General features: G+C 63.9%; 16 protein-coding genes. 1 reads left to right on the top strand and 15 read right to left on the bottom strand.

Annotated features, from left to right (window positions below; all coding sequences use genetic code 11):
• Positions 1-27 precede the first annotated feature (27 nt).
• From GGR13_RS06700 to dnaE, 10 genes are all read right to left on the bottom strand, one after another.
• Positions 28-1,239, bottom strand: a complete 1,212-nt coding sequence (locus GGR13_RS06700) for a M50 family metallopeptidase (protein WP_183212720.1) — start codon at positions 1,237-1,239, stop codon at positions 28-30.
• Between the two features lie 45 nt (positions 1,240-1,284).
• Entirely contained in the window at positions 1,285-2,481 is a 1,197-nt protein-coding gene (gene dxr / locus GGR13_RS06695; protein WP_183212719.1) for a 1-deoxy-D-xylulose-5-phosphate reductoisomerase, read from the bottom strand.
• Positions 2,478-3,296 carry a phosphatidate cytidylyltransferase gene (locus GGR13_RS06690; protein ID WP_183212718.1) on the bottom strand — a complete coding sequence of 273 codons (819 nt, stop codon included), beginning with the start codon at positions 3,294-3,296 and terminating at the stop codon, positions 2,478-2,480. The genes dxr and GGR13_RS06690 overlap by 4 nt, the downstream gene beginning before the upstream one ends.
• The gene (uppS, locus tag GGR13_RS06685; protein WP_183212717.1) at positions 3,296-4,060 is read right to left on the bottom strand and encodes a polyprenyl diphosphate synthase; all 765 of its coding nucleotides are present in this window, start codon (positions 4,058-4,060) and stop codon (positions 3,296-3,298) included. Before uppS ends, GGR13_RS06690 begins: the two co-directional genes overlap by 1 nt.
• 24 nt (positions 4,061-4,084) lie before the next feature.
• A complete protein-coding gene (gene frr, locus GGR13_RS06680) occupies positions 4,085-4,642 on the bottom strand; it encodes a ribosome recycling factor (protein ID WP_183212716.1) in 558 nt (185 codons plus the stop codon).
• Between the two features lie 27 nt (positions 4,643-4,669).
• Positions 4,670-5,434: a UMP kinase gene (gene pyrH, locus GGR13_RS06675; protein WP_183212715.1), complete on the bottom strand. Its 765-nt coding sequence runs from the start codon at positions 5,432-5,434 to the stop codon at positions 4,670-4,672.
• Positions 5,435-5,538: 104 nt separating this feature from the next.
• Positions 5,539-7,158 carry a M20/M25/M40 family metallo-hydrolase gene (locus GGR13_RS06670; protein ID WP_183212714.1) on the bottom strand — a complete coding sequence of 540 codons (1,620 nt, stop codon included), beginning with the start codon at positions 7,156-7,158 and terminating at the stop codon, positions 5,539-5,541.
• Positions 7,159-7,292: 134 nt separating this feature from the next.
• Positions 7,293-8,234, bottom strand: a complete 942-nt coding sequence (tsf, locus tag GGR13_RS06665) for a translation elongation factor Ts (RefSeq protein ID WP_183212713.1) — start codon at positions 8,232-8,234, stop codon at positions 7,293-7,295.
• Between the two features lie 139 nt (positions 8,235-8,373).
• Entirely contained in the window at positions 8,374-9,249 is an 876-nt protein-coding gene (gene rpsB / locus GGR13_RS06660) for a 30S ribosomal protein S2 (RefSeq protein ID WP_183212712.1), read from the bottom strand.
• A 185-nt stretch (positions 9,250-9,434) separates the two neighbouring features.
• A complete protein-coding gene (dnaE, locus tag GGR13_RS06655) occupies positions 9,435-12,902 on the bottom strand; it encodes a DNA polymerase III subunit alpha (protein ID WP_183213118.1) in 3,468 nt (1,155 codons plus the stop codon).
• A gap of 262 nt (positions 12,903-13,164) precedes the next feature.
• Between dnaE and GGR13_RS16605 the strand changes: the two genes are divergently transcribed.
• Positions 13,165-13,281, top strand: a complete 117-nt coding sequence (locus GGR13_RS16605) for a hypothetical protein (RefSeq protein ID WP_246347725.1) — start codon at positions 13,165-13,167, stop codon at positions 13,279-13,281.
• Between the two features lie 94 nt (positions 13,282-13,375).
• On the opposite strand, the gene rpsI is transcribed toward GGR13_RS16605, so the two are convergent.
• The 5 genes from rpsI to parC all read right to left on the bottom strand — a co-directional run bounded on the left by rpsI (position 13,376) and on the right by parC (position 18,366).
• Complete coding sequence (gene rpsI, locus GGR13_RS06650; RefSeq protein WP_425486074.1) at positions 13,376-13,873, bottom strand: 30S ribosomal protein S9; 498 nt, start codon at positions 13,871-13,873, stop codon at positions 13,376-13,378.
• A gap of 2 nt (positions 13,874-13,875) precedes the next feature.
• Positions 13,876-14,352 carry a 50S ribosomal protein L13 gene (gene rplM, locus GGR13_RS06645; RefSeq protein ID WP_183212711.1) on the bottom strand — a complete coding sequence of 159 codons (477 nt, stop codon included), beginning with the start codon at positions 14,350-14,352 and terminating at the stop codon, positions 13,876-13,878.
• A 175-nt stretch (positions 14,353-14,527) separates the two neighbouring features.
• The gene (locus tag GGR13_RS06640) at positions 14,528-15,520 is read right to left on the bottom strand and encodes a M48 family metallopeptidase (RefSeq protein ID WP_183212710.1); all 993 of its coding nucleotides are present in this window, start codon (positions 15,518-15,520) and stop codon (positions 14,528-14,530) included.
• A 9-nt stretch (positions 15,521-15,529) separates the two neighbouring features.
• Positions 15,530-16,093: a LemA family protein gene (locus GGR13_RS06635; protein ID WP_183212709.1), complete on the bottom strand. Its 564-nt coding sequence runs from the start codon at positions 16,091-16,093 to the stop codon at positions 15,530-15,532.
• A 71-nt stretch (positions 16,094-16,164) separates the two neighbouring features.
• Complete coding sequence (parC, locus tag GGR13_RS06630) at positions 16,165-18,366, bottom strand: DNA topoisomerase IV subunit A (RefSeq protein WP_183212708.1); 2,202 nt, start codon at positions 18,364-18,366, stop codon at positions 16,165-16,167.
• Positions 18,367-18,383: the final 17 nt, after the last annotated feature.

Here is an 18,383-nt window from a genome sequence, read left to right as displayed (position 1 = left end):
GGGAAACCATCGGGGGCTGGCGTCGGCTCACGAAACGAGCCCGCCGAGGAATTGGAACAGGTTCAACTTCTGCAGGTCGTTCCAGGTGGCGAACAACATCAAACCCGCCAGCAAAGCAAGACCAACCCGGTAACCCGCTTCCTGAACACCAGCCGCCACGGGTTTCTTCGCCACAGCCTCATAGGCGTAGAAAACCAGATGGCCACCGTCCAGAACCGGGATGGGCATCAGGTTGATGAAGCCGATTCCGATCGAAAGTATGGCAGCAAAGCTCGTCAGGGTCAGAAGCAGATTGATCGCGATCGCGCCCGGGTCAGGATTGGCATCGACCGCGGCATTGGTCAGGGCCCCCGAGGCCTTGGCGATGCCAAGAGGGCCACTGAGCTGATCGCCGCTTTCTCGCCCGGTGAAGATGCGCCCCAGATAGGTCAGGGTGGTGCCCAGGATGTTTCCGGTCTCCCGAACCCCCTGCCCGACCGCCTCGATCGGATTGTAACGAACCTGACGACGCTCAGCGGACGTCGAGCCCAGGGCCAGGCCGATCCGCCCGACCGTGACCCGCCCTGCGATAGGATCGTTTTCCACGCGGCGTTCCGGCGTGGCCACGACCTCGACTTCCCGTCCGTCGCGCTCGACCGTGAACGCGATGGCGTCTCCGCTGGACAGGGACACCTTACGGGTCACCTCGCCGGCATCCTCGATGATCCGTCCGTCGATCTTGGTGATCAGATCCCCCGACCGGAAGCCTGCGAGAGCAGCCGGAGACCCAGCGGTGACTTCGGCGACGCGCGCCGGACGGAGCTCCACGCCGACGACCGAAAACAGCAGGGTGAAAATCAGGATCGAAAGGATAAAGTTGGCTGCGGGTCCGGCCGCGACAATCAGCATCCGCTGCCAAACGGGCTTGAAATGGAAATAGTCCCGCTCGGCACCGACACCATGTGTCGCGATGATCTCGCTCTTCAGCACGTCCAGACCGCGCTTGTCGGGAACGCTGGAGGCATCCAGATCGCCCGAGAATTTCACATAGCCGCCCAGAGGGATCCAGCCGATGCGCCATTCGATCCCGTGGCGGTCGGTCCGGCTGGGTCCGCTGCCGAAGCCGATGGCGAAACGGTCAACCTTGACGCCAAACGCCCGGGCCACAAGGAAATGGCCCATTTCGTGGATCGTCACAATGACGGTCAGTACGAGGAGAAAGGGAACCACATAGGTCAGGATCTGGAGGACGGCGTTCATCGATGTGATTTGTCCCGGGTCGCGTAAAGCAGATGCTGGCTCATATCACGCTGCCAACGCGCGTTCTGCAACGACAAGACGCGCGATGATGCGGGCTTCAGCGTCGATCTCGAGCGCTGCATCACAGCCGTCTGCTGCATTGGAAATCATGCCGGTCTTCTCCGCCCGCTCCAGCGTTTCGGCGACGACTGCGGCAATATTGAGAAAGCCCAGCTTGTGATCGAGGAAGGCATAGGCCGCAACCTCATTGGCGGCATTGAAGACGGTCGGAGCCGTACCCCCGGCCATAAGGGCCTGGCGCGCCAGTTTCAGGGCCGGAAAGCGAACCTCGTCCGGAGCTTCGAAGGTCAACTGCCCGAGGGCCGCCAGGTCAAGCTTCGGGGCTGGCCAGCTCAGCCGGTCAGGCCAGGCCAAGGCACAGGCGATGGGCGTCTTCATGTCGGGCGGCCCCATCTGGGCCAGGGTCGAGCCATCGACGAACTCCACCAGGCTGTGGATGATCGACTGGGGGTGGACCACCACGTCGATCCGTTCGGCACCCATGTTGAACAGATAGGCGGCCTCGATGGTCTCCAGCCCCTTGTTGGCCATGGTGGCGCTATCAACCGAGATCTTGGCCCCCATACTCCAGTTCGGATGGGCAACAGCCTGTTTGGGCGACATTTTCGCCATCTCGGCCAGGGAAGTCTGACGAAAGGGCCCTCCCGAAGCGGTCAGCACCAGGCGCGAGACCTGCTCCGGATTTCCGGCTGGAAAGACCTGGAAGATGGCCGAGTGTTCCGAATCGACCGGGATCAGTTGGCTGCCAGCCGCCCTTACCCGGGCAAGCAGGCCGGGGCCGCAACAGACGAGACTTTCCTTGTTGGCGAGCGCGAGGGTTGCCCCCGTCCCGGCCGCCGCCCAGGTCGATCGCAGGCCCGCCGCGCCCACGATCGAGGCCATCACGATGTCCGCAGGCCGGGTCGCGGCCTCCACGATGGCCTGGTCACCCGCCGCCACCTCAGTTGCCGATCCCGCCAGTGCAGCTCTCAGATCCTCAAGGCGAGCCGGATCGGCGGTCACGACGAGAGCGGGCTTCCAGCGGCGCGCCTGTTCGGCGAGCAGGGCGATGTTGTCGCCACACGTCAGGACCTCGACCGTGAATGCCGCAGACCCTGCCGCCTCCGCGTGATCCATGAGATCGAGGGTCGAAACCCCGACCGAGCCGGTCGAGCCCAGCACGCTGACACGACGGCGGATCACCCGGCACGCTCCATGATATTCACCAGCACCCGACCCGTCGCCACCACAACGATGGCAAACATCAGGCCGTCCACCCTGTCCAGCAGGCCCCCGTGACCGGGGATGATGGTCCCGCTGTCCTTCACCCCGAAACGACGCTTCAAGGCCGATTCCCAGAGGTCGCCAGCCATGGTCGCCAACGCCGCGGCAAGCCCGAGCCCCCCGCCCCAGAATACGTTCAGTCGGCCCATGTCCAGCCAGCCTGCCATGGCAGCCCCCGCTACCATCCCGGCCACCAGCCCCCCAAGGAAGCCCGACCAGGTCTTGTTGGGCGAAAAACGCGGCCAGAGCTTGGGGCCACCCACGGTGCTGCCGACCAGATAGGCCAGGATATCCGACGACCAGGCGACGACGAATACCAGCGCGGTCCAGGTCAGGCCGACAGCGGAGTCGACGTCTCTCAGCCATATCAGCAGGGCAATTGGCCAACCCAGGTAAAGCACCCCATAAGCTGCATCGACCCCGTCATCGCGTCGCAGCTTGGCCATCATCCCGGCTAGTCCAGCCCCGACGACGAGCATGATCAGGCTCAGCGCCGTATGGCCCAGATGCATCAGGATCGCTGAGACAAAGAGCGCAGCCGTGACCGCAGTCGTGACCGTGCGCCAGTTGCGGGGCGCACTCATCGTCGCCCACTCCATCGCCAGGAGGACGGTGCCGATCAGGACCAGCGCAAGGAACCACAGACCGCCAGCCCAGGTCGCCAGCAATGCGGCGGGAGCCAGCACAACGGCCGATGCAGCTCTCAGCCCGATATCGCCAACCCTGACCGCCATCAGCCCGTCGCGAGTGCCGGCTGTACCTCGACACCGCCGAAGCGCCGGTCACGATGACGATACACGGCAACTGCGTCACCCAGCGCCTTGGGTCCATAATCCGGCCACAGGACGTCCTGGAACACCAGTTCGGCATAGGCTGCTTCCCAAAGCAGGAAGTTGGACAGGCGCTGCTCGCCGGAAGTCCTGACGATAAGATCGAGCGGCGGCGATCCCGCCGTGGATAGGCCCGATTCGAACATCGCCTCATCGAGCGGACCGCTGGCCTCTCCTGCGAGCACGCGGTCCACGTGCCTCTGGGCAGCATCGACCAGATCCGCGCGGCCGCCATAGTTGAAGGCGACCTGAAGCACGAAACGGTTATTGTGCGCCGTCGTGCGTTCAGCCCGCTCGACGATCTCTGCAATGTCCTTCGGCAGGCCGCAGCGACGCCCTAAAACCTTCACCCGCACGCCCTCACGCGCGAGGCGGTTCAGGTCGCTGGCCACATAGGACCTGACCAGACCCATCAGGTCGGACACTTCCTCCACCGGACGACGCCAGTTTTCGGTCGAAAAACCGAAAACCGTCAGACATTCGATGCCCAGCGACGGCGCTGCCTGAACCGTGCGCTTCAGGGCCTGGACACCTTCGCGATGTCCCATGGCTCTAGGCAGGCCCCGGGCTTCCGCCCACCGTCCGTTGCCGTCCATGATCAAAGCGACGTGCCGGGGTGATCCCGGCAGGGCGACAAGCTTATGGGTCCCTGGGTCTTGGGCTGTCATTTTATGTCCGATAAGGTCCGGGGCTCAGACCTGCATGATTTCGACTTCCTTGGTCTTGAACGACTCGTCCATCCGCTTGATCGCGGCGTCCGTATCCTTCTGGACTTCGGCCTCCATCTTCTTCTGTTCGTCCTGGCTGATCTCGCCCGCCTTCTCGGCCTTCTTCAGGTCGTCGTTGGCATCGCGGCGCACATTGCGGACGGCAATCTTCTGCTGCTCAGTGTATTTCCCGGCCAGCTTGACCAGATCCTTGCGGCGTTCCTCGGTCAGGGGTGGCACGGGGATCCGCAATGTCTGCCCGTCTGTGATCGGGTTCAGACCCAAGCCCGCTGACCGGATTGCCTTTTCCACTGGCCCGACCATGGACTTGTCCCAGACGCTGACCGAGATCATGCGAGGCTCTGGCACGCTGATGGCCGCGACAGAATGCAGTGGCGAGGTCGAACCGTAGGCCTCGACCTGGACGGGATCCAGCAGTCCGGCATTGGCACGCCCGGTCCGCAGCCCGCTGAACTCTTCCTTCAGCGCGCTGACCGCCTTTTCCATGCGTTCGCGATAGGTCTTCAATTCTGGTTTGGCCATGGTCGTCTCCGTACTCTTCTTGTCGTCTTACGCTTCAGGCGTGTTGGTGATCACCGTATAGACGCCTTCGCCCTTCAGAACTCTCAACAACGAGCCTTCTTCCCGGATCGAGAAGACCACAATCGGAATGCCGGTGTCTCGCATCATGCTGATTGCGGAGGCATCCATGACCCGCAGGTCCTTCGACAGAACTTCCTGATAGGTCAGTGTCTTGTAGCGGGTCGCACTGGCGTCCTTCTTGGGGTCAGCGGTATAGACCCCATCGACACTGGTGCCTTTCAGGAGGGCGTCACAGCCCATTTCGGCAGCGCGCAGAGCCGCACCCGAATCGGTCGTGAAGAAGGGGGCCCCCACGCCCGCCGCGAAGATCACGACACGGCCCTTTTCGAGGTGGCGCATGGCGCGACGGCGGATATAGGGCTCGGCGATCGCCGCCATGGGAATGGCGCTCTGGACCCGGGTCGCCACGCCGATCTTCTCGAGTGCGCTCTGCATGGCCAGCGCATTCATGATGGTTGCCAGCATGCCCATGTAGTCGGCACTGGCCCGGTCCATGTCGCCTGCTGCCTTGGACAGGCCGCGAAAGATGTTACCGCCGCCGATTACCAGACAGATCTCGACACCCTCGCGCGCGACCTTGGCCACGGCCTCAGCGACCAGGCCAACCGTCTTCATGTCGATGCCATAGGCCTGATCGCCCATCAGCACCTCGCCCGATACCTTCAGCAGCACGCGATTGTAACGGAATCCGTGGGCAGGCTTTGGACCGTCGTGGTCGCGGGTATCAGGCATGGGAAATCGGTCCGTGTCGGGATTCGGCGGTGTCTTATAGACGAAGGGCGCGTCAGGCTTCAAAGCCCAACGCGCCCCATGCCAATTTAAACCCGGGAACGCGCTCAGTTAGCGCCCTGGAAAGCGAACGGATCGCTCGGTGTCGGCCGGGTCGGCAGCGGCATTCGCGGCAAAGGCTCGTCGCTGTTGGCGGCGCTCAGAAGCAGGCTGGCCAGCACGACCGCCGCCTGACGCAAGTCCTCGGGCTTGAGGTGGTCATAGCTGTCCAGCGAGCTGTGGTGCAGGCGGCTGCTGTAATCGAGGGGGTCCTGGATGAACTGGAAGCCTGGCACCCCCACGGTCTGCATATAGACATGGTCGGTACCGCCGGACGGCCGAAGCGAGACGGTTGTCGCCCCCATGCTGGCAAAGGGGGCCAACCACGCCTCCAGCACCGGGACCGCGGCGACATTGCCCTCGGCGTTGATACCCCGGATGCGGCCCGAGCCGTTGTCCAGGTTGAAATAGGCGACCAGGTCGGAGTAGCCCTCGCGCGGCTGGATCGGCCAGCGGGCCCGCCAGGTCCTGCCGTTGGGCAGATTGGCCAGTTCCGGATCGCTCAACGGGGCCCGCGTTGCCAGGTGACGGTCCACATAGGCCAGTGATCCATACAACCCCTGCTCCTCGCCGTTCCAAAGGGCGAAACGGATGGTGCGCTTGGGCCGAACGCCCAGCGTCTTCAGGATGCGTGCAGCTTCCATTACGACGGCCGTTCCGGCAGCGTTGTCGACGGCCCCGTCCGCAGCCACCCAGCTGTCGAAATGCGCGCCCGCCATGACATATTCACCCGACCGGTCCGAGCCCGGGATATCGGCAAGGACGTTGTAGGCGTTGGTGTCCTCGTCATGAAACTGGACCTCGCTCATGATCTCGATCGTCGGAGGCGTTTCCCCCAGCGTCAGCCGGGCGAGACGGCGATAGTCCTCAGCCGCAATTTCCATGCCCGGCAGTTTGGGGGTTCGGCCAACGAGGTGCGTGTATCCTGCGCCATGGACCAGTCCGCCGTCTCGGTAGGACATCCGGACCCAGCCCAGGGCCCCTTCCTCCAGCAGGAAGGCATCCAGTCGCAAGGGGAAGTCGTCGCGTGCGCTGGTCTGGACCGACCGTTCGGCCGCGGCCGGATTGTTGTTTGGCTGAACATATCCCGAGCGTTCAGCGAGCTCAGCATCCGTCCAGCGGCGGAACGCCGGCTCGGTCGGATCGGTGGCCGCTGTCGGTGCCGAGATCATGACGATCTTGCCCGCCAGCTTGCCCCGCCATTTGGCCAGGTCCCCGGCATTGGCCATGGGAGCCAGGATGACTTCGCCGGAGACGTTGCCATCGGTGCCAGGGGTCCAGGCCACCGGAATGGCTCTCAGGTCCAGCGCCCGTGGCGAGGTCATCCGTGCGCTGGACCGCGCCATCGACCAGCCGCGTCCGAAGTCAAAGCCTTCGGTCCGGACATTCGACAGACCCCAATTGCGGAACTGCTCCTGGGTCCAGCGCTCCGTTTCGCGCATGGCGGGCGAGTTCGTCATCCGGCCGCCGATCCGGTCTGTCAGGTGAGCCGCGGTCTGCATGACCTCGGAGTGGTTCAGGCCCTGGTCAATGATGCCATTGATGGCGACCCGGTCGACCGACTGGGCAGCCACTGGACCGGTGGCGAGGATGGCAATGGCGGAAACGGCAGCAAGCAGGCGCTTCATGAACAGACCCCGTGAATCAACAGATCGGCATCTGAGTGCAGATCAGGCGTAACGCCAAGTCCCGGAAAAGAAAAAGGGCCGACGATCGAGGATCGCCGGCCCTTCCTGTGATTGTGCCTGAAACCGGCCGAGGCCTAGTTGGGCGCCATCATCGAGGCGACTTCAGCCGCGAAATCCGGTCCTTCGACCTTCTCCACGCCTTCGCCGAGGGCCAGACGGACGAAGCCCGCCAGATGGAGCCCGGGTGCGCCCAGTTCCTTGCCCGTTTCGGCGACCAGTTGTTCGATGGTCACGTCCGGGTTCATGACGAACGGCTGCTTGGTCAGCACGACGTCCTTCTGGAATTTGTTGATCTGGCCTTCCACGATCTTGGCGATCATGTTCTCGGGCTTGCCCTCTTCCTTGGCCTTTTCGGTCAGGACCTGACGTTCCTTCTCGACGGCTGCGGGGTCCAGGTCATCGGTGTTCAGCGAAAGCGGGGCGGTCGCTGCGACGTGCATGGCGATCTTGCGGCCCAGTTCGCGCAGGGCGACCTTGTCGCCACCGCCGTGCAGGGCCACCAGCACGCCGATACGGCCCAGGCCCGGCGACACGGCATTGTGGACGTAAGACGCCACGACGCCTTCATCGACCGACAGGCGGGCGGCGCGACGCAGCTGCATGTTCTCGCCGATGGTGGCGATCATGCTGGTGACCTCGTCCTGAACCGTCTTGCCGGCTTCCAGTTCTGCACCGTGCAGGGCTTCTACCGAGTCGTGCTCGAGGCCGTGCTGGGCGAAGGCCTTGGCGGCGTTCTGGAACAGTTCGTTGCGGGCAACGAAGTCGGTTTCCGAGTTGAACTCGATGGCGGCACCAATCTCGCCAGCGCCGACTTCCTTCGAAGCCACGGCAACCAGGCCTTCTGCAGCGACGCGGTCGGCCTTCTTGGCGGCCTTGGACAGGCCCTTGGCGCGCAGCCAGTCGATGGCGGCACCGATGTCGCCGTCGGTTTCCTGCAGTGCCTTCTTGCAGTCCATCATGCCGACGCCGGATTTGGCGCGCAGTTCCATCACGAGGGCGGCGGTGATCTCGGCCATTTTCAGTCTCCTGGGTATTCGAATGCGGATAGGCCGGGTGTTACCCCGGCCTCATGTCAGTTTGACGGTGAGCCATGCCCACCCGGTCCGGTCCGTCGCTCCGGGGTGCGACCAGCACCCCGAAGCGACGATCACGGGGTCAGGCCGGAACGTCTTCGGCCTTGGTTTCCTCGGCCGGGGCTTCTTCACCCGAGGCTGCGATCATTTCTTCGGCGACAGCTTCCGTACCGGCCGGAGCCACGTCAGCGGCGACCGGAGCGGAGGCCTCGGCCAGCATGGGCTCGACAGGGTTTTCCGACGCACCCAGATCGATGCCCGAATGGGCAGCACCGGCGGCCAGACCGTCGAGGACGGCATCGGCAATCAGGTCGCAATAGGTCTGAATGGCGCGCGCGGCGTCATCATTGCCCGGGATCGGATAGGTGATGCCGTCAGGATCGGAATTGGTGTCGAGGATGGCGATGATCGGGATGTTCAGCTTGCGGGCCTCGAGGATCGCGATCGCTTCCTTGTTGGTGTCGATCACGAACATGATGTCGGGGATCGAGCCCATGTCCCGGATGCCGCCCAGCGACAGTTCCAGCTTTTCCTTCTCGCGCGCCAGATTGACGAGCTCCTTCTTGACGCGGCCTTCGCCGCCGCTCTCAAGAATGCCTTCCAGCTCGCGCAGGCGGGCGATCGAGCCCGACACGGTGCGCCAGTTGGTCAGCGTGCCGCCCAGCCAGCGGTTGTTCATGTAATATTGTGCGCAACGCTTTGCGGCCTCGGCGACCGGCTCGGCGGCCTGGCGCTTGGTGCCGACGAACAGGACCCGGCCACCCTTGGCAGCCACGTCGCGCACGGCGACCAGAGCCTGGTGGAACAGGGGCATCGACTGCGACAGGTCGATGATGTGGATGTTGGAGCGCGAACCGAAGATGTAGCGTTCCATCTTCGGGTTCCAGCGGTGCGTCTGGTGACCAAAGTGTGCGCCTGCTTCGAGCAGGGTACGCATAGAGAATTCTGGCAGTGCCATCGTTGGAAGTCCTTTTTCCGATTATTCCGCCGCAGACGGTGAAAGGACCAACTGGCCCCTCGGAACGGTGCGCCCGGGATGTCTCCCCGAAACGCGCCACGCCTGCGTGTGAAGTGGGCGGGGCTTTAGGCGCGTTGCGTCGAGAAAGCAAGCCTTTGCGGACGCAGGGGTCTTCGGTTGAGGCCTCAGGCGTCCTCGAGCATCAGCACGCCGGGTGCCGACTTCAGCGCGCCGCGCAGGGCACCGTCCAGACGGTAACGACCCGGCAGCTTCATTTCGATCTCGCGTCGTCCATCGAGTGACGCGATCAGGGACACCTCCCCGCCCTTACCCTTGGCGACAGCACGATCCAGCCGAGCCTTCAATGCGGCCGTATCGGTGCCGCGCGCCGAGACATGGACCCGAAGACCGACGCTGGACTCATCGATCAGGGTCTCGAGGCGCGAACAGTCATCGCCGAAGAAGCGCACCTCGCCGTCCGAGGCCTTGGCCCGAACCCGAACCATCAGCGCCGAGCCGACCTCCAGCAGTTCGCGGCATTTCCTGAGCTGCTCCGGCGGGAAGAGGCATTCGAACTCGCCCGTCGGGTCCGAAAAGGTGACGAAGGCGAATTTCTCGCCGTTCTTGGCACTCGCCCGTTCCTGGCGCCGGCGAACGACCCCGGCCATCAGGAAGGCGTCATGGCCCTGTTCCGCGCGCTGCACGGCCTCGGCGACGAAGGTCACGCGCTTGCGCCGCAGCGCGGCCTCCATGTCCTCGAGTGGATGGCCTGACAGATAGAAGCCGACCGCCGAGAGTTCCTGATCCAGACGCTCCGGGCCGACCCAGGGCTCGACGGGTTTGAGGCGCGGACGCGCAGCCCCGGCCTGATCGCCGCCGAACAGTGACACCTGTGACGAGGCCCGTTCGGCGGCCACGCTCTGGCAATAGGCCATCAGGGTGTCGGCCTGTTCGAACAGCTGGCGCCGGTTCGGATGAATGCTGTCGAAGGCTCCGGACTTGGCGAGGCCCTCCAGCGCCCGCTTGTTGACGCTGCGTGGATCGACCCGTTCCAGGAAGTCGAAGATATCGACGAACCGGCCACCGGTCTCGCGCACCTCTACGACGTGGCGCATGGCCTCCAATCCGACGTTCCGGATCGCGCCCAGCGCATAGAGAACGGCACCCTGCCCTTCCGACCAGGCCACGTCGAAATCGGCCGAGGACAGGTTCACGTCGGGACTGCGCACCGGCACGTCGAATTTGCGCGCATCCTGATAGAAGACCGCCAGCTTGTCGGTGTTGGACAGGTCCAGCGACATCGAGGCGGCGAAGAACTCGACCGGGTGGTTCGCCTTCAGCCATCCGGTTTGATAGCTGATCATGGCATAGGCAGCGGCGTGGGACTTGTTGAACCCGTAGCCCGCAAACTTGGCCACCAGTTCGAAGATGCTGTCCGACTGGGTCTCCGGGACCGACTTCTCGGACGCGCCCTTGACGAAGCGCGCCTTCTGGAAGTCCATCTCCTCCTTCTTCTTCTTGCCCATCGCCCGACGCAGCAGGTCGGCCTCGCCGAGGCTGTATCCCGCCAGGATCTGGGCGATCTTCATCACCTGCTCCTGGTAGATGATGACGCCATAGGTCTCGGTCAGCACCTCCTTCAGCGAGGGGTGAAGATAGTCAACCTCGGCCCGGCCGAATTTCCGGTCGATATAGGTGTCGATCATCTCCATCGGGCCCGGCCGATACAGCGAGATCAGGGCGGTAATCTCCTCGATCGAACCGCAGCGCATCTTGCGAAGCGTGTCGCGCATGCCCTGGGATTCCAGCTGGAACACACCCACCGTCTGGCCCGACGCCATCAGTTCATAGGTCCGGCCATCGTCCAGCGGCAGCAGGTTGAAATCACAGGCGGCACCGCGCCGCTTCAGATAGCCGGACGCCCGGTCCAGCACGGTCAGGGTCTTCAGGCCCAGGAAATCGAACTTCACCAGCCCGGCCGGCTCGACCCATTTCATGTTGAACTGGGTCGCCGGAATGTCCGAACGCGGGTCCTGATACAGTGGGGTCAACTCGACCAGCGGCCTGTCCCCGATGACGATGCCGGCGGCATGGGTCGAGGCATTGCGATACAGCCCCTCCAGCTCGAGTGCCGTAGCCAGCAGGGTCTTCACGGCCGCGTCCGAATCGCGGGCTTCCCTCAGCCGGGGCTCGATCTCGATGGCCTGGGCCAGGGTCACCGGATTGGCAGGGTTCGCCGGTACCATCTTGGCCAGCCGGTCCACCTGCCCCAGGGGCATCTGCAGCACCCGTCCCACATCGCGCAGCACGGCCCGCGCCTGAAGCGTGCCGAAGGTGATGATCTGGGCGACCCGATCGCGGCCATAACGTTGCTGGACGTATTCGATGACCTCTTCCCGGCGTTCCTGGCAGAAATCGATATCGAAGTCGGGCATGGACACCCGCTCGGGGTTCAGGAAACGCTCGAACAACAGGCCAAACCGAAGCGGATCCAGATCCGTGATGGTCAGGGCCCAGGCCACCAGAGACCCTGCACCCGACCCCCGGCCCGGTCCGACGGGAATGCCGTGGCTCTTGGCCCATTTGATGAAGTCGGCCACGATCAGGAAATAGCCGGGGAAACCCATCTGCTGGATGATCCCGACCTCCCACTCCAGACGGGTCCAGTATTCGGCTTCGGGCGCCGACGGCGTGACGGTTCGCAGCCGCATCTTCAGGCCCTCCCGGGCCTGATGCATCAGTTCATCCGGTTCTGTCCGCCCGTCCCCGGCATCGAAGCGCGGCAGGATCGGCGGATGGGTCTTCACCAGAAAGGCACAGCGCCGCGCGATGTCGATGGTGTTGTCACAGGCCTCAGGCAGGTCGGCGAACAGGGCCCGCATGTCGGCCGCGGACTTGAAGCCATGCTGGTCCGTGATCCGGCGCCGATCCTCCTGCCCGATAAAGGCTCCGTCGGCGATGCAAAGCAGGGCGTCATGCGCCTTGGCCTGTTTCTGCTCGGCATAGTGGACATCGTTGGTCGCCACGATCGGCACATCATGGTCATAGGCCCATTCGACCAGCCCGCGCTCCGCCTGACCTTCGCTGGCCAGTCCATGCCGCTGGAGCTCGACGTAGAACCGGTCACCAAAGGCCCCGGCCATGAGGGCCAGCGTAGCTTTTGCCTCGGCCTCCTTGCCCTGTCCGAACAGGGGATCCACAGGTCCATCGGGTCCACCGGACAACAGGATCAGGCCTGCAGATCGCGCAACGACCTGGTTCCAGGCGACGTTCGGCTCCTCGTCACCGGCATCCAGATATGCGGAAGACGACAGGGCACAGAGATTGCGCCATCCCGTCTCGTCCTGGGCGATCAGGACGACGGTCGGGGTCTTGGCCCAGCGCTGCGCAGCCTTGCCACCAATGCCGGTGACCGGGAGGGCGCAGGCGATGATCGGCTGGACCCCAGCCGCCTTTGCCGCTTCCGAAAACTCGAGCGCCCCGAACAGATTGACCCGGTCAGTGACCGCAACGGCAGGCATACCGGCATCGGCGGCGAGCTTGCCCACTTTCCCGGCCTTGATCGCACCTTCCAGCAGTGAATAGGCCGAGCGCACACGCAGATGCACGAAGCCTTGCGATACGGCGGATGACTGTGTGTCGATGATGGCCATGTCCTCAGGGTCAGGCCGGTGCCGACTCACGTCGCCAGCATCGCCGCCTGCCAGACCATCCAGACAAAGCCGCCGCATGATGCAAGCGACAGAGTCTCCCGAACCAACCTTGACATCGTCTTATCCCCAGATTGCGTGTTCCTGTAATGTTCTATGTTGCGGATTTGTTCTCGTCAATAGGGCGAGCACCGTCGGCCAAATCGGGGTATTCCGGTCGAAACGCTGCTTCGCCATTCCGGCGCTCGGCGTCAGGAGAGCCGCCATGGCCAAGGGTCAAGTCAAGAGCAACAAGGAAATCCGCAAGCCCAAGGCCGAAAAGCCAAAGCCGGCTGTCTCGGTTGGGACGTCACCCTTCACCCAGGTGCCTGGCAAGAAATAGGCTCCTGCCGCCTGCACGCGCGGTTTGGCACGCGAGAAAAAAGGCGCTCCGGGTTTCCCCGAAGCGCCTTTTCCCTGGCCGAAGCCGAAGCGGTTTAGCGCTTCGAGAACTGGAAGGACTTGCGAGCCTTGGCCCGGCCGTACTTCTTGCGCTCGACGACGCGGCTGTCGCGGGTCAGGAAGCCGTGCGGCTTCAGGACCGGACGCAGCGCCGGCTCATAGTGGGTCAGGGCGTGCGACAGGCCGTGGCGGATGGCGCCGGCCTGGCCGGACAGGCCCGAGCCCTCGACGGTGCAGTTGACGTCGAACTGCGTCAGGCGGTCGGTGACCTCCAGAGGCTGGGCGATCATCATGCGCAGGACGGCACGAGCGAAATACTGCTCCTGGTCCTTGCCGTTGATCGTGAACTTGCCGGAGCCGGGCTTGATCCACACGCGAGCGATGGCGTTCTTGCGCTTGCCGGTCGAATAGGCGCGGCCCTGGGCGTCCAGCTTCTGGACGTAGACGGGGGCGTCTTCACCGGCACCGCCGGTGCCCATGCCCTTGAGGGCGTCGAAGCCGGTTGCGGCGGTGTCTTGGGTAACGTCAGTCATGCTCACAGGCTCCGGGTGTTCTTGGCCGACATCGACTTGAAGTCGATGGTCTCGGGCTTCTGAGCTTCGTGGGTGTGGTTCGGTCCGGAGAACAGACGCAGATGGGTCATCTGGGCGCGGGCCAGCGGGCTTTCCTTGGGCAGCATGCGCTCGACGGCCTTCTCGAGCACGCGCTCGGGGAAGCGGCCGTTCAGCACCTTCTGCGGCGTGGTCGACTTGATGCCGCCCGGGTGACCGGTGTGGCGATAGTAGATCTTGTCGGTCAGCTTCTTGCCGGTGAACACGACCTTGTCGGCGTTGACGACGACGACATGGTCACCGGAATCGACGTGGGGCGTGTAGGTCGGCAGGTGCTTGCCGCGCAGGCGCATGGCAATGAACGTCGCAAGACGACCGACCACGACGCCTTCGGCGTCGATGACGATCCATTTCTTGTCGACGTCGGCCGGCTTGAGCGCGGCCGTCGTGTTCTTCAGCATTGAGGGTATCCCGATAGACGAACGGTGGGCCCGTCCCGGCGATGCCGAAACGAACGGAAGGCGCGCTGATAGAGGAACCATCCACAGAGGTCAATGCAGGTGAAATGCGTGAATGCAGGCTAATCTACTGGTTTAGGACGTTATTTCGGATACGGTATTAAAATACCACGCTGTTTCAGCGCGTAAAGGGCACCGATGAGGCTGGCTGTCCCATGTCCCGGCCGCCTGCGAACTCGACAAGGGCCGCGATCCGGGACTCGATCGAGGGGTGGGTCGAGAAGATCGCGTCGATCCCTCCCCCGTCCGGCTGGTTGTCCAGGAACATGCCCTGGACCTCGTCCGGGGCCTTCAGTCGCGACTGACCGGAAACCTTCCTAAGCGCCGAGATCATGGCATCGGGATTCTTGGTCAGTTCGACAGAACCAGCGTCGGCCACATACTCCCGGGTCCGGGACAGCATCATCCGGATCACCAGGGCGAGCGCGAACCCGACCCCGGCGATGACGAAGCCGATCAGGATCAGCGGCCCGGCGTTCTTGTTCTTCGATCCCCCGCGCACCCTGAACATGCCGCGAAAGATCAACTCGGCCACCACAGTGATGATCCCGGCAAAGATCGCCGCTATGACCATGGTCCGCACATCCTTGTTGATGATGTGCGTCAGCTCATGCGCCAGCACGGCTTCCAGCTCGTCGCGGTCCAGTGTGGCCAGCAGGCCTTGCGTCACGGTCACGCTGTAACGCCCGGCGTGCAGTCCCGACGCATAGGCATTCAGAGCCGGACTATCGATCACCCTGAGTGCCGGCATGGTCATCCCCCGCGAGATCGCGAGGTTTTCCAGCAAGTTGTAGAGCTCTGGTTCGTCACTGCGGTCGACCCGACGTGCGCCGGTCATCGCGTCGATCATGACCTGGTTGCCAAGGTAGGCGATGGCGAACCAGATGCCTGCCGCAATCAGGGCCAACGGCACAGTCTGCCACAGCATGGAGGCCGACAGCACCAGATCACCCCCCAGGTCGCCGCCCGCACCGGGGATCACGCCCATCCCCATCAGGATGAGCTGGGCCCCATACAGCAACAGCACAAGCAGCACCGGAAACCCAGCCAGCAGCAGGATCGTCCGGGTGTTGTTAGCCCAGATGTGGGTCTGCAGTCCGACAGCGCCCATGGCAGGGCCCTAGAATTTCACCGTCGGGGGGGCGGAGTTCAGCGCGGCACGCTCGGTCGAGTCGACCTCAAAGAACGGCTTTTCACTGCCGAAGCCGATGAGACCGGCAAACAGCACCGTGGGGAACTGAGCGCGGACCGCATTGAACTCGGACACGGCATTGTTGAAGAAGCGGCGAGCCGCGGCCAGCTTGTTCTCGATGTCCGACAGCTCGCGCTGCAGTTCGAGGAAATTGGAGTTTGCCTTCAGGTCCGGATAGGCCTCGGCCACGGCGAACAGCTTGCCCAGAGCCCCTGTGAGCATGTTCTCGGCGGCGACCTTGTCACCCACCGAGGTTGCCCCGGCAGCGGCGGCACGGGCCTGGGTCACGGCCTCCAGCGTGCCCTTCTCGTGACCGGCATAGCCCTTCACCGTCTCGACCAGATTGGGGATGAGGTCCTGACGCTGCTTCAGCTGAACATCGATATCGGCAAAGGCCTGATCTGCCCGCTGATCCAGCGCGACCAGCTTGTTGTAAGCGAAAACGGCTCCAAGGAGACACAATGCGATGGCGATAACGATAATGGCGGTCATGGTTCCCTCCTGCCCTCGCAGCCGTTATTGCGTGAATGCCTGGGGGCGAACAGTGAAATCGCCGTCATCTCTCAGCGAAACTTTCTCAAACCCCGCGGCCCCATCCGACCGGCACCGGCACGCTTGCCCAGCCAGTCCTTCCAGTCAGGCCAGTTGCGGCGCCGACCGCCGCCGTCGACCCATTCCGGACCGTGGGCCCCGTCGAAGACGGCGATATCGGTCAGTCCGCCCTGTTTGAAGGCCTGCAGCTTCACGCCCTTGCCACGACCCATCTCTGGCAGTTCTTCGGCCTTGAAGATCAGGGTTTTCAGGTTCTCACCGATGGTGACGATGTGGTCCCCGTTGACCCGCATCAGAGCCAGAAGATCTCCGTTCAGGACCTGCTTCCCGCCGCGTTTCTGGGCCAGCATGTCATCCTCGGGTGCGATGAAGCCGTAGCCAGCCCTGGATGCCACAAGCAGTCTTGCTCCCGGCTGGTGGGCCAGGAGCGCAATGATCTCGGCCTTGTCGTCCAGTTCGATCATCAGGCGCAACGGCTCGCCATGCCCCCGACCGGACGCCAGCTTGTCGGCTCCGATCGTGAAGACGCGCCCGTCCGACGCCGCGACCAGCAACTTGTCGGTCGTATAGGCCGGCACAAGCCAGCCCGGGCCGTCGCCCTCCTTGAACTTCAGTTCCGACGGATCCTCGACCTTGCCTCTCGCAGCGCGGATCCAGCCGCGCTCGGACAGGATGACCGTGATGGCCTCCCTGGGGATGAACGCCTCGACCGGCGCAAAGGCCGAACTGTCGACCGCCTCGGCAATCGTCGTCCGGCGCGGCGAGACCATGACCTTGCGCACTGCGGTCAGTTCCTGGCCGATCTTCTTCCACTGCTTTGCGGGCGACGACGTCAGCGCCTGCAGTGCGGCCAGTTCCTCCATGAGCGCCCTAAACTCGGTCTCGATGGTCATTTCCTCGATCCGCGCCAGCTGCCGCAGTCGGGTATCGAGGATGAAGTCGGCCTGGACTTCGGACAGTCCGAAGCGGGCGATCAGAACGGCCTTGGGCTGTTCTTCCTCGCGGACGATGCGAATGACCTCGTCCAGATTGAGGAAGACGATCCGGAGGCCTTCCAGCAGGTGCAGCCGCTTCTCGACCCGCTCGATCCGCCATTGCGAACGCCGGTTCAGCACCTCGCGCCGGTGATCCAGGAAGGCCTGCAGACAGGCCTTCAGCCCCATCACCCGCGGCGTCCCCGTCGCATCGAGTACATTCATGTTGATCGGGAAGCGCACTTCCAGATCGGACAGCCGGAACAGGCTCTCCATCAGGACCTCGGCCTCGACCGTCCGCGACTTCGGCTCGATGACCAGCCGGATATCCTCGGCGGACTCATCGCGCACATCGGCCAGCAGGGGAGCCTTCTTCTGCTCGATCAGATCCGCCAGCGCCTTGACCAGATTGTTCTTCTGGATCTGGTACGGCATCTCGGTGACGACGATCACATAGGTACCCCGCCCGGTGTCCTCGACCTCCCAGCGCGCGCGCAGCCGCACGCCACCCCGGCCGGTCTCGTAGGCATCCAGGATCGCTGCATGCCCCTCGACGGCAACACCGCCCGTCGGGAAGTCCGGCCCCGGAACAATCTCGGCCAGTTCGGCTGTCGTTGCGTCGGGCCGCTCCAGCAGCAGATGACAGGCATCGATCAGTTCGCCGACATTGTGCGGCGGGATGGATGTGGCCATGCCCACGGCAATGCCGGACGAGCCGTTGGCCAGCAGGTTCGGGAACCCGGCCGGCAGGACGATCGGCTCCTCGTCCTGATCGTCATAGGTCGGGCGGAAATCAACCGTGGCCTGGTCGATCCCGTCCATCAGCAGGACCGACGCTGCCGTCAGCTTGCACTCGGTGTAGCGCATGGCCGCAGCGTTATCGCCGTCGATGTTGCCGAAATTGCCCTGCCCGTCGACCAGCGGATATCGCTGGGCGAAATCCTGCGCCAGACGTACCAGGGCGTCATAGATCGAGGCGTCCCCGTGCGGGTGATAGCCGCCCATGACCTCGCCCACGACCTTGGCGCATTTCCGCGCCGCGGCCTGGGGGTTCAGCCGCATCTGGTGCATGGCGTAGAGAATGCGACGGTGCACCGGCTTGAAGCCGTCGCGCACATCCGGCAGCGCCCGGTTGGTGATCGTCGACAGCGCATAGGCCAGATACCGCCGCGACAGGGCAGTCTCCAGAGGCTCGTCGATGATGCGCCCGCCTTCGGGCGGAGGGGTATGAACAGTCATGGACCTGCGAATCGGCT

Origin of the sequence: Brevundimonas variabilis (assembly GCF_014199945.1) — a bacterium.
Lineage (GTDB): Bacteria > Pseudomonadota > Alphaproteobacteria > Caulobacterales > Caulobacteraceae > Brevundimonas > Brevundimonas variabilis.
The sequence above is the reverse complement of the archived record's forward strand: the minus strand, read 5'-3'. Positions and strand labels throughout refer to the sequence as shown.

What these genes read in the sequence shown, in the direction of transcription:
- GGR13_RS06700 (WP_183212720.1), bottom strand. Translation starts at nt 1,239, where the DNA reads ATGAACGCCGTCCTCCAGATCCTGACCTATGTGGTTCCCTTTCTCCTC.
- GGR13_RS06690 (WP_183212718.1), bottom strand. Translation starts at nt 3,296, where the DNA reads ATGGCGGTCAGGGTTGGCGATATCGGGCTGAGAGCTGCATCGGCCGTT.
- uppS (WP_183212717.1), bottom strand. Translation starts at nt 4,060, where the DNA reads ATGACAGCCCAAGACCCAGGGACCCATAAGCTTGTCGCCCTGCCGGGA.
- frr (WP_183212716.1), bottom strand. Translation starts at nt 4,642, where the DNA reads ATGGCCAAACCAGAATTGAAGACCTATCGCGAACGCATGGAAAAGGCG.
- pyrH (WP_183212715.1), bottom strand. Translation starts at nt 5,434, where the DNA reads ATGCCTGATACCCGCGACCACGACGGTCCAAAGCCTGCCCACGGATTC.
- GGR13_RS06670 (WP_183212714.1), bottom strand. Translation starts at nt 7,158, where the DNA reads ATGAAGCGCCTGCTTGCTGCCGTTTCCGCCATTGCCATCCTCGCCACC.
- tsf (WP_183212713.1), bottom strand. Translation starts at nt 8,234, where the DNA reads ATGGCCGAGATCACCGCCGCCCTCGTGATGGAACTGCGCGCCAAATCC.
- rpsB (WP_183212712.1), bottom strand. Translation starts at nt 9,249, where the DNA reads ATGGCACTGCCAGAATTCTCTATGCGTACCCTGCTCGAAGCAGGCGCA.
- dnaE (WP_183213118.1), bottom strand. Translation starts at nt 12,902, where the DNA reads ATGGCCATCATCGACACACAGTCATCCGCCGTATCGCAAGGCTTCGTG.
- GGR13_RS16605 (WP_246347725.1), top strand. Translation starts at nt 13,165, where the DNA reads ATGGCCAAGGGTCAAGTCAAGAGCAACAAGGAAATCCGCAAGCCCAAG.
- rpsI (WP_425486074.1), bottom strand. Translation starts at nt 13,873, where the DNA reads ATGACTGACGTTACCCAAGACACCGCCGCAACCGGCTTCGACGCCCTC.
- rplM (WP_183212711.1), bottom strand. Translation starts at nt 14,352, where the DNA reads ATGCTGAAGAACACGACGGCCGCGCTCAAGCCGGCCGACGTCGACAAG.
- GGR13_RS06640 (WP_183212710.1), bottom strand. Translation starts at nt 15,520, where the DNA reads ATGGGCGCTGTCGGACTGCAGACCCACATCTGGGCTAACAACACCCGG.
- GGR13_RS06635 (WP_183212709.1), bottom strand. Translation starts at nt 16,093, where the DNA reads ATGACCGCCATTATCGTTATCGCCATCGCATTGTGTCTCCTTGGAGCC.
- parC (WP_183212708.1), bottom strand. Translation starts at nt 18,366, where the DNA reads ATGACTGTTCATACCCCTCCGCCCGAAGGCGGGCGCATCATCGACGAG.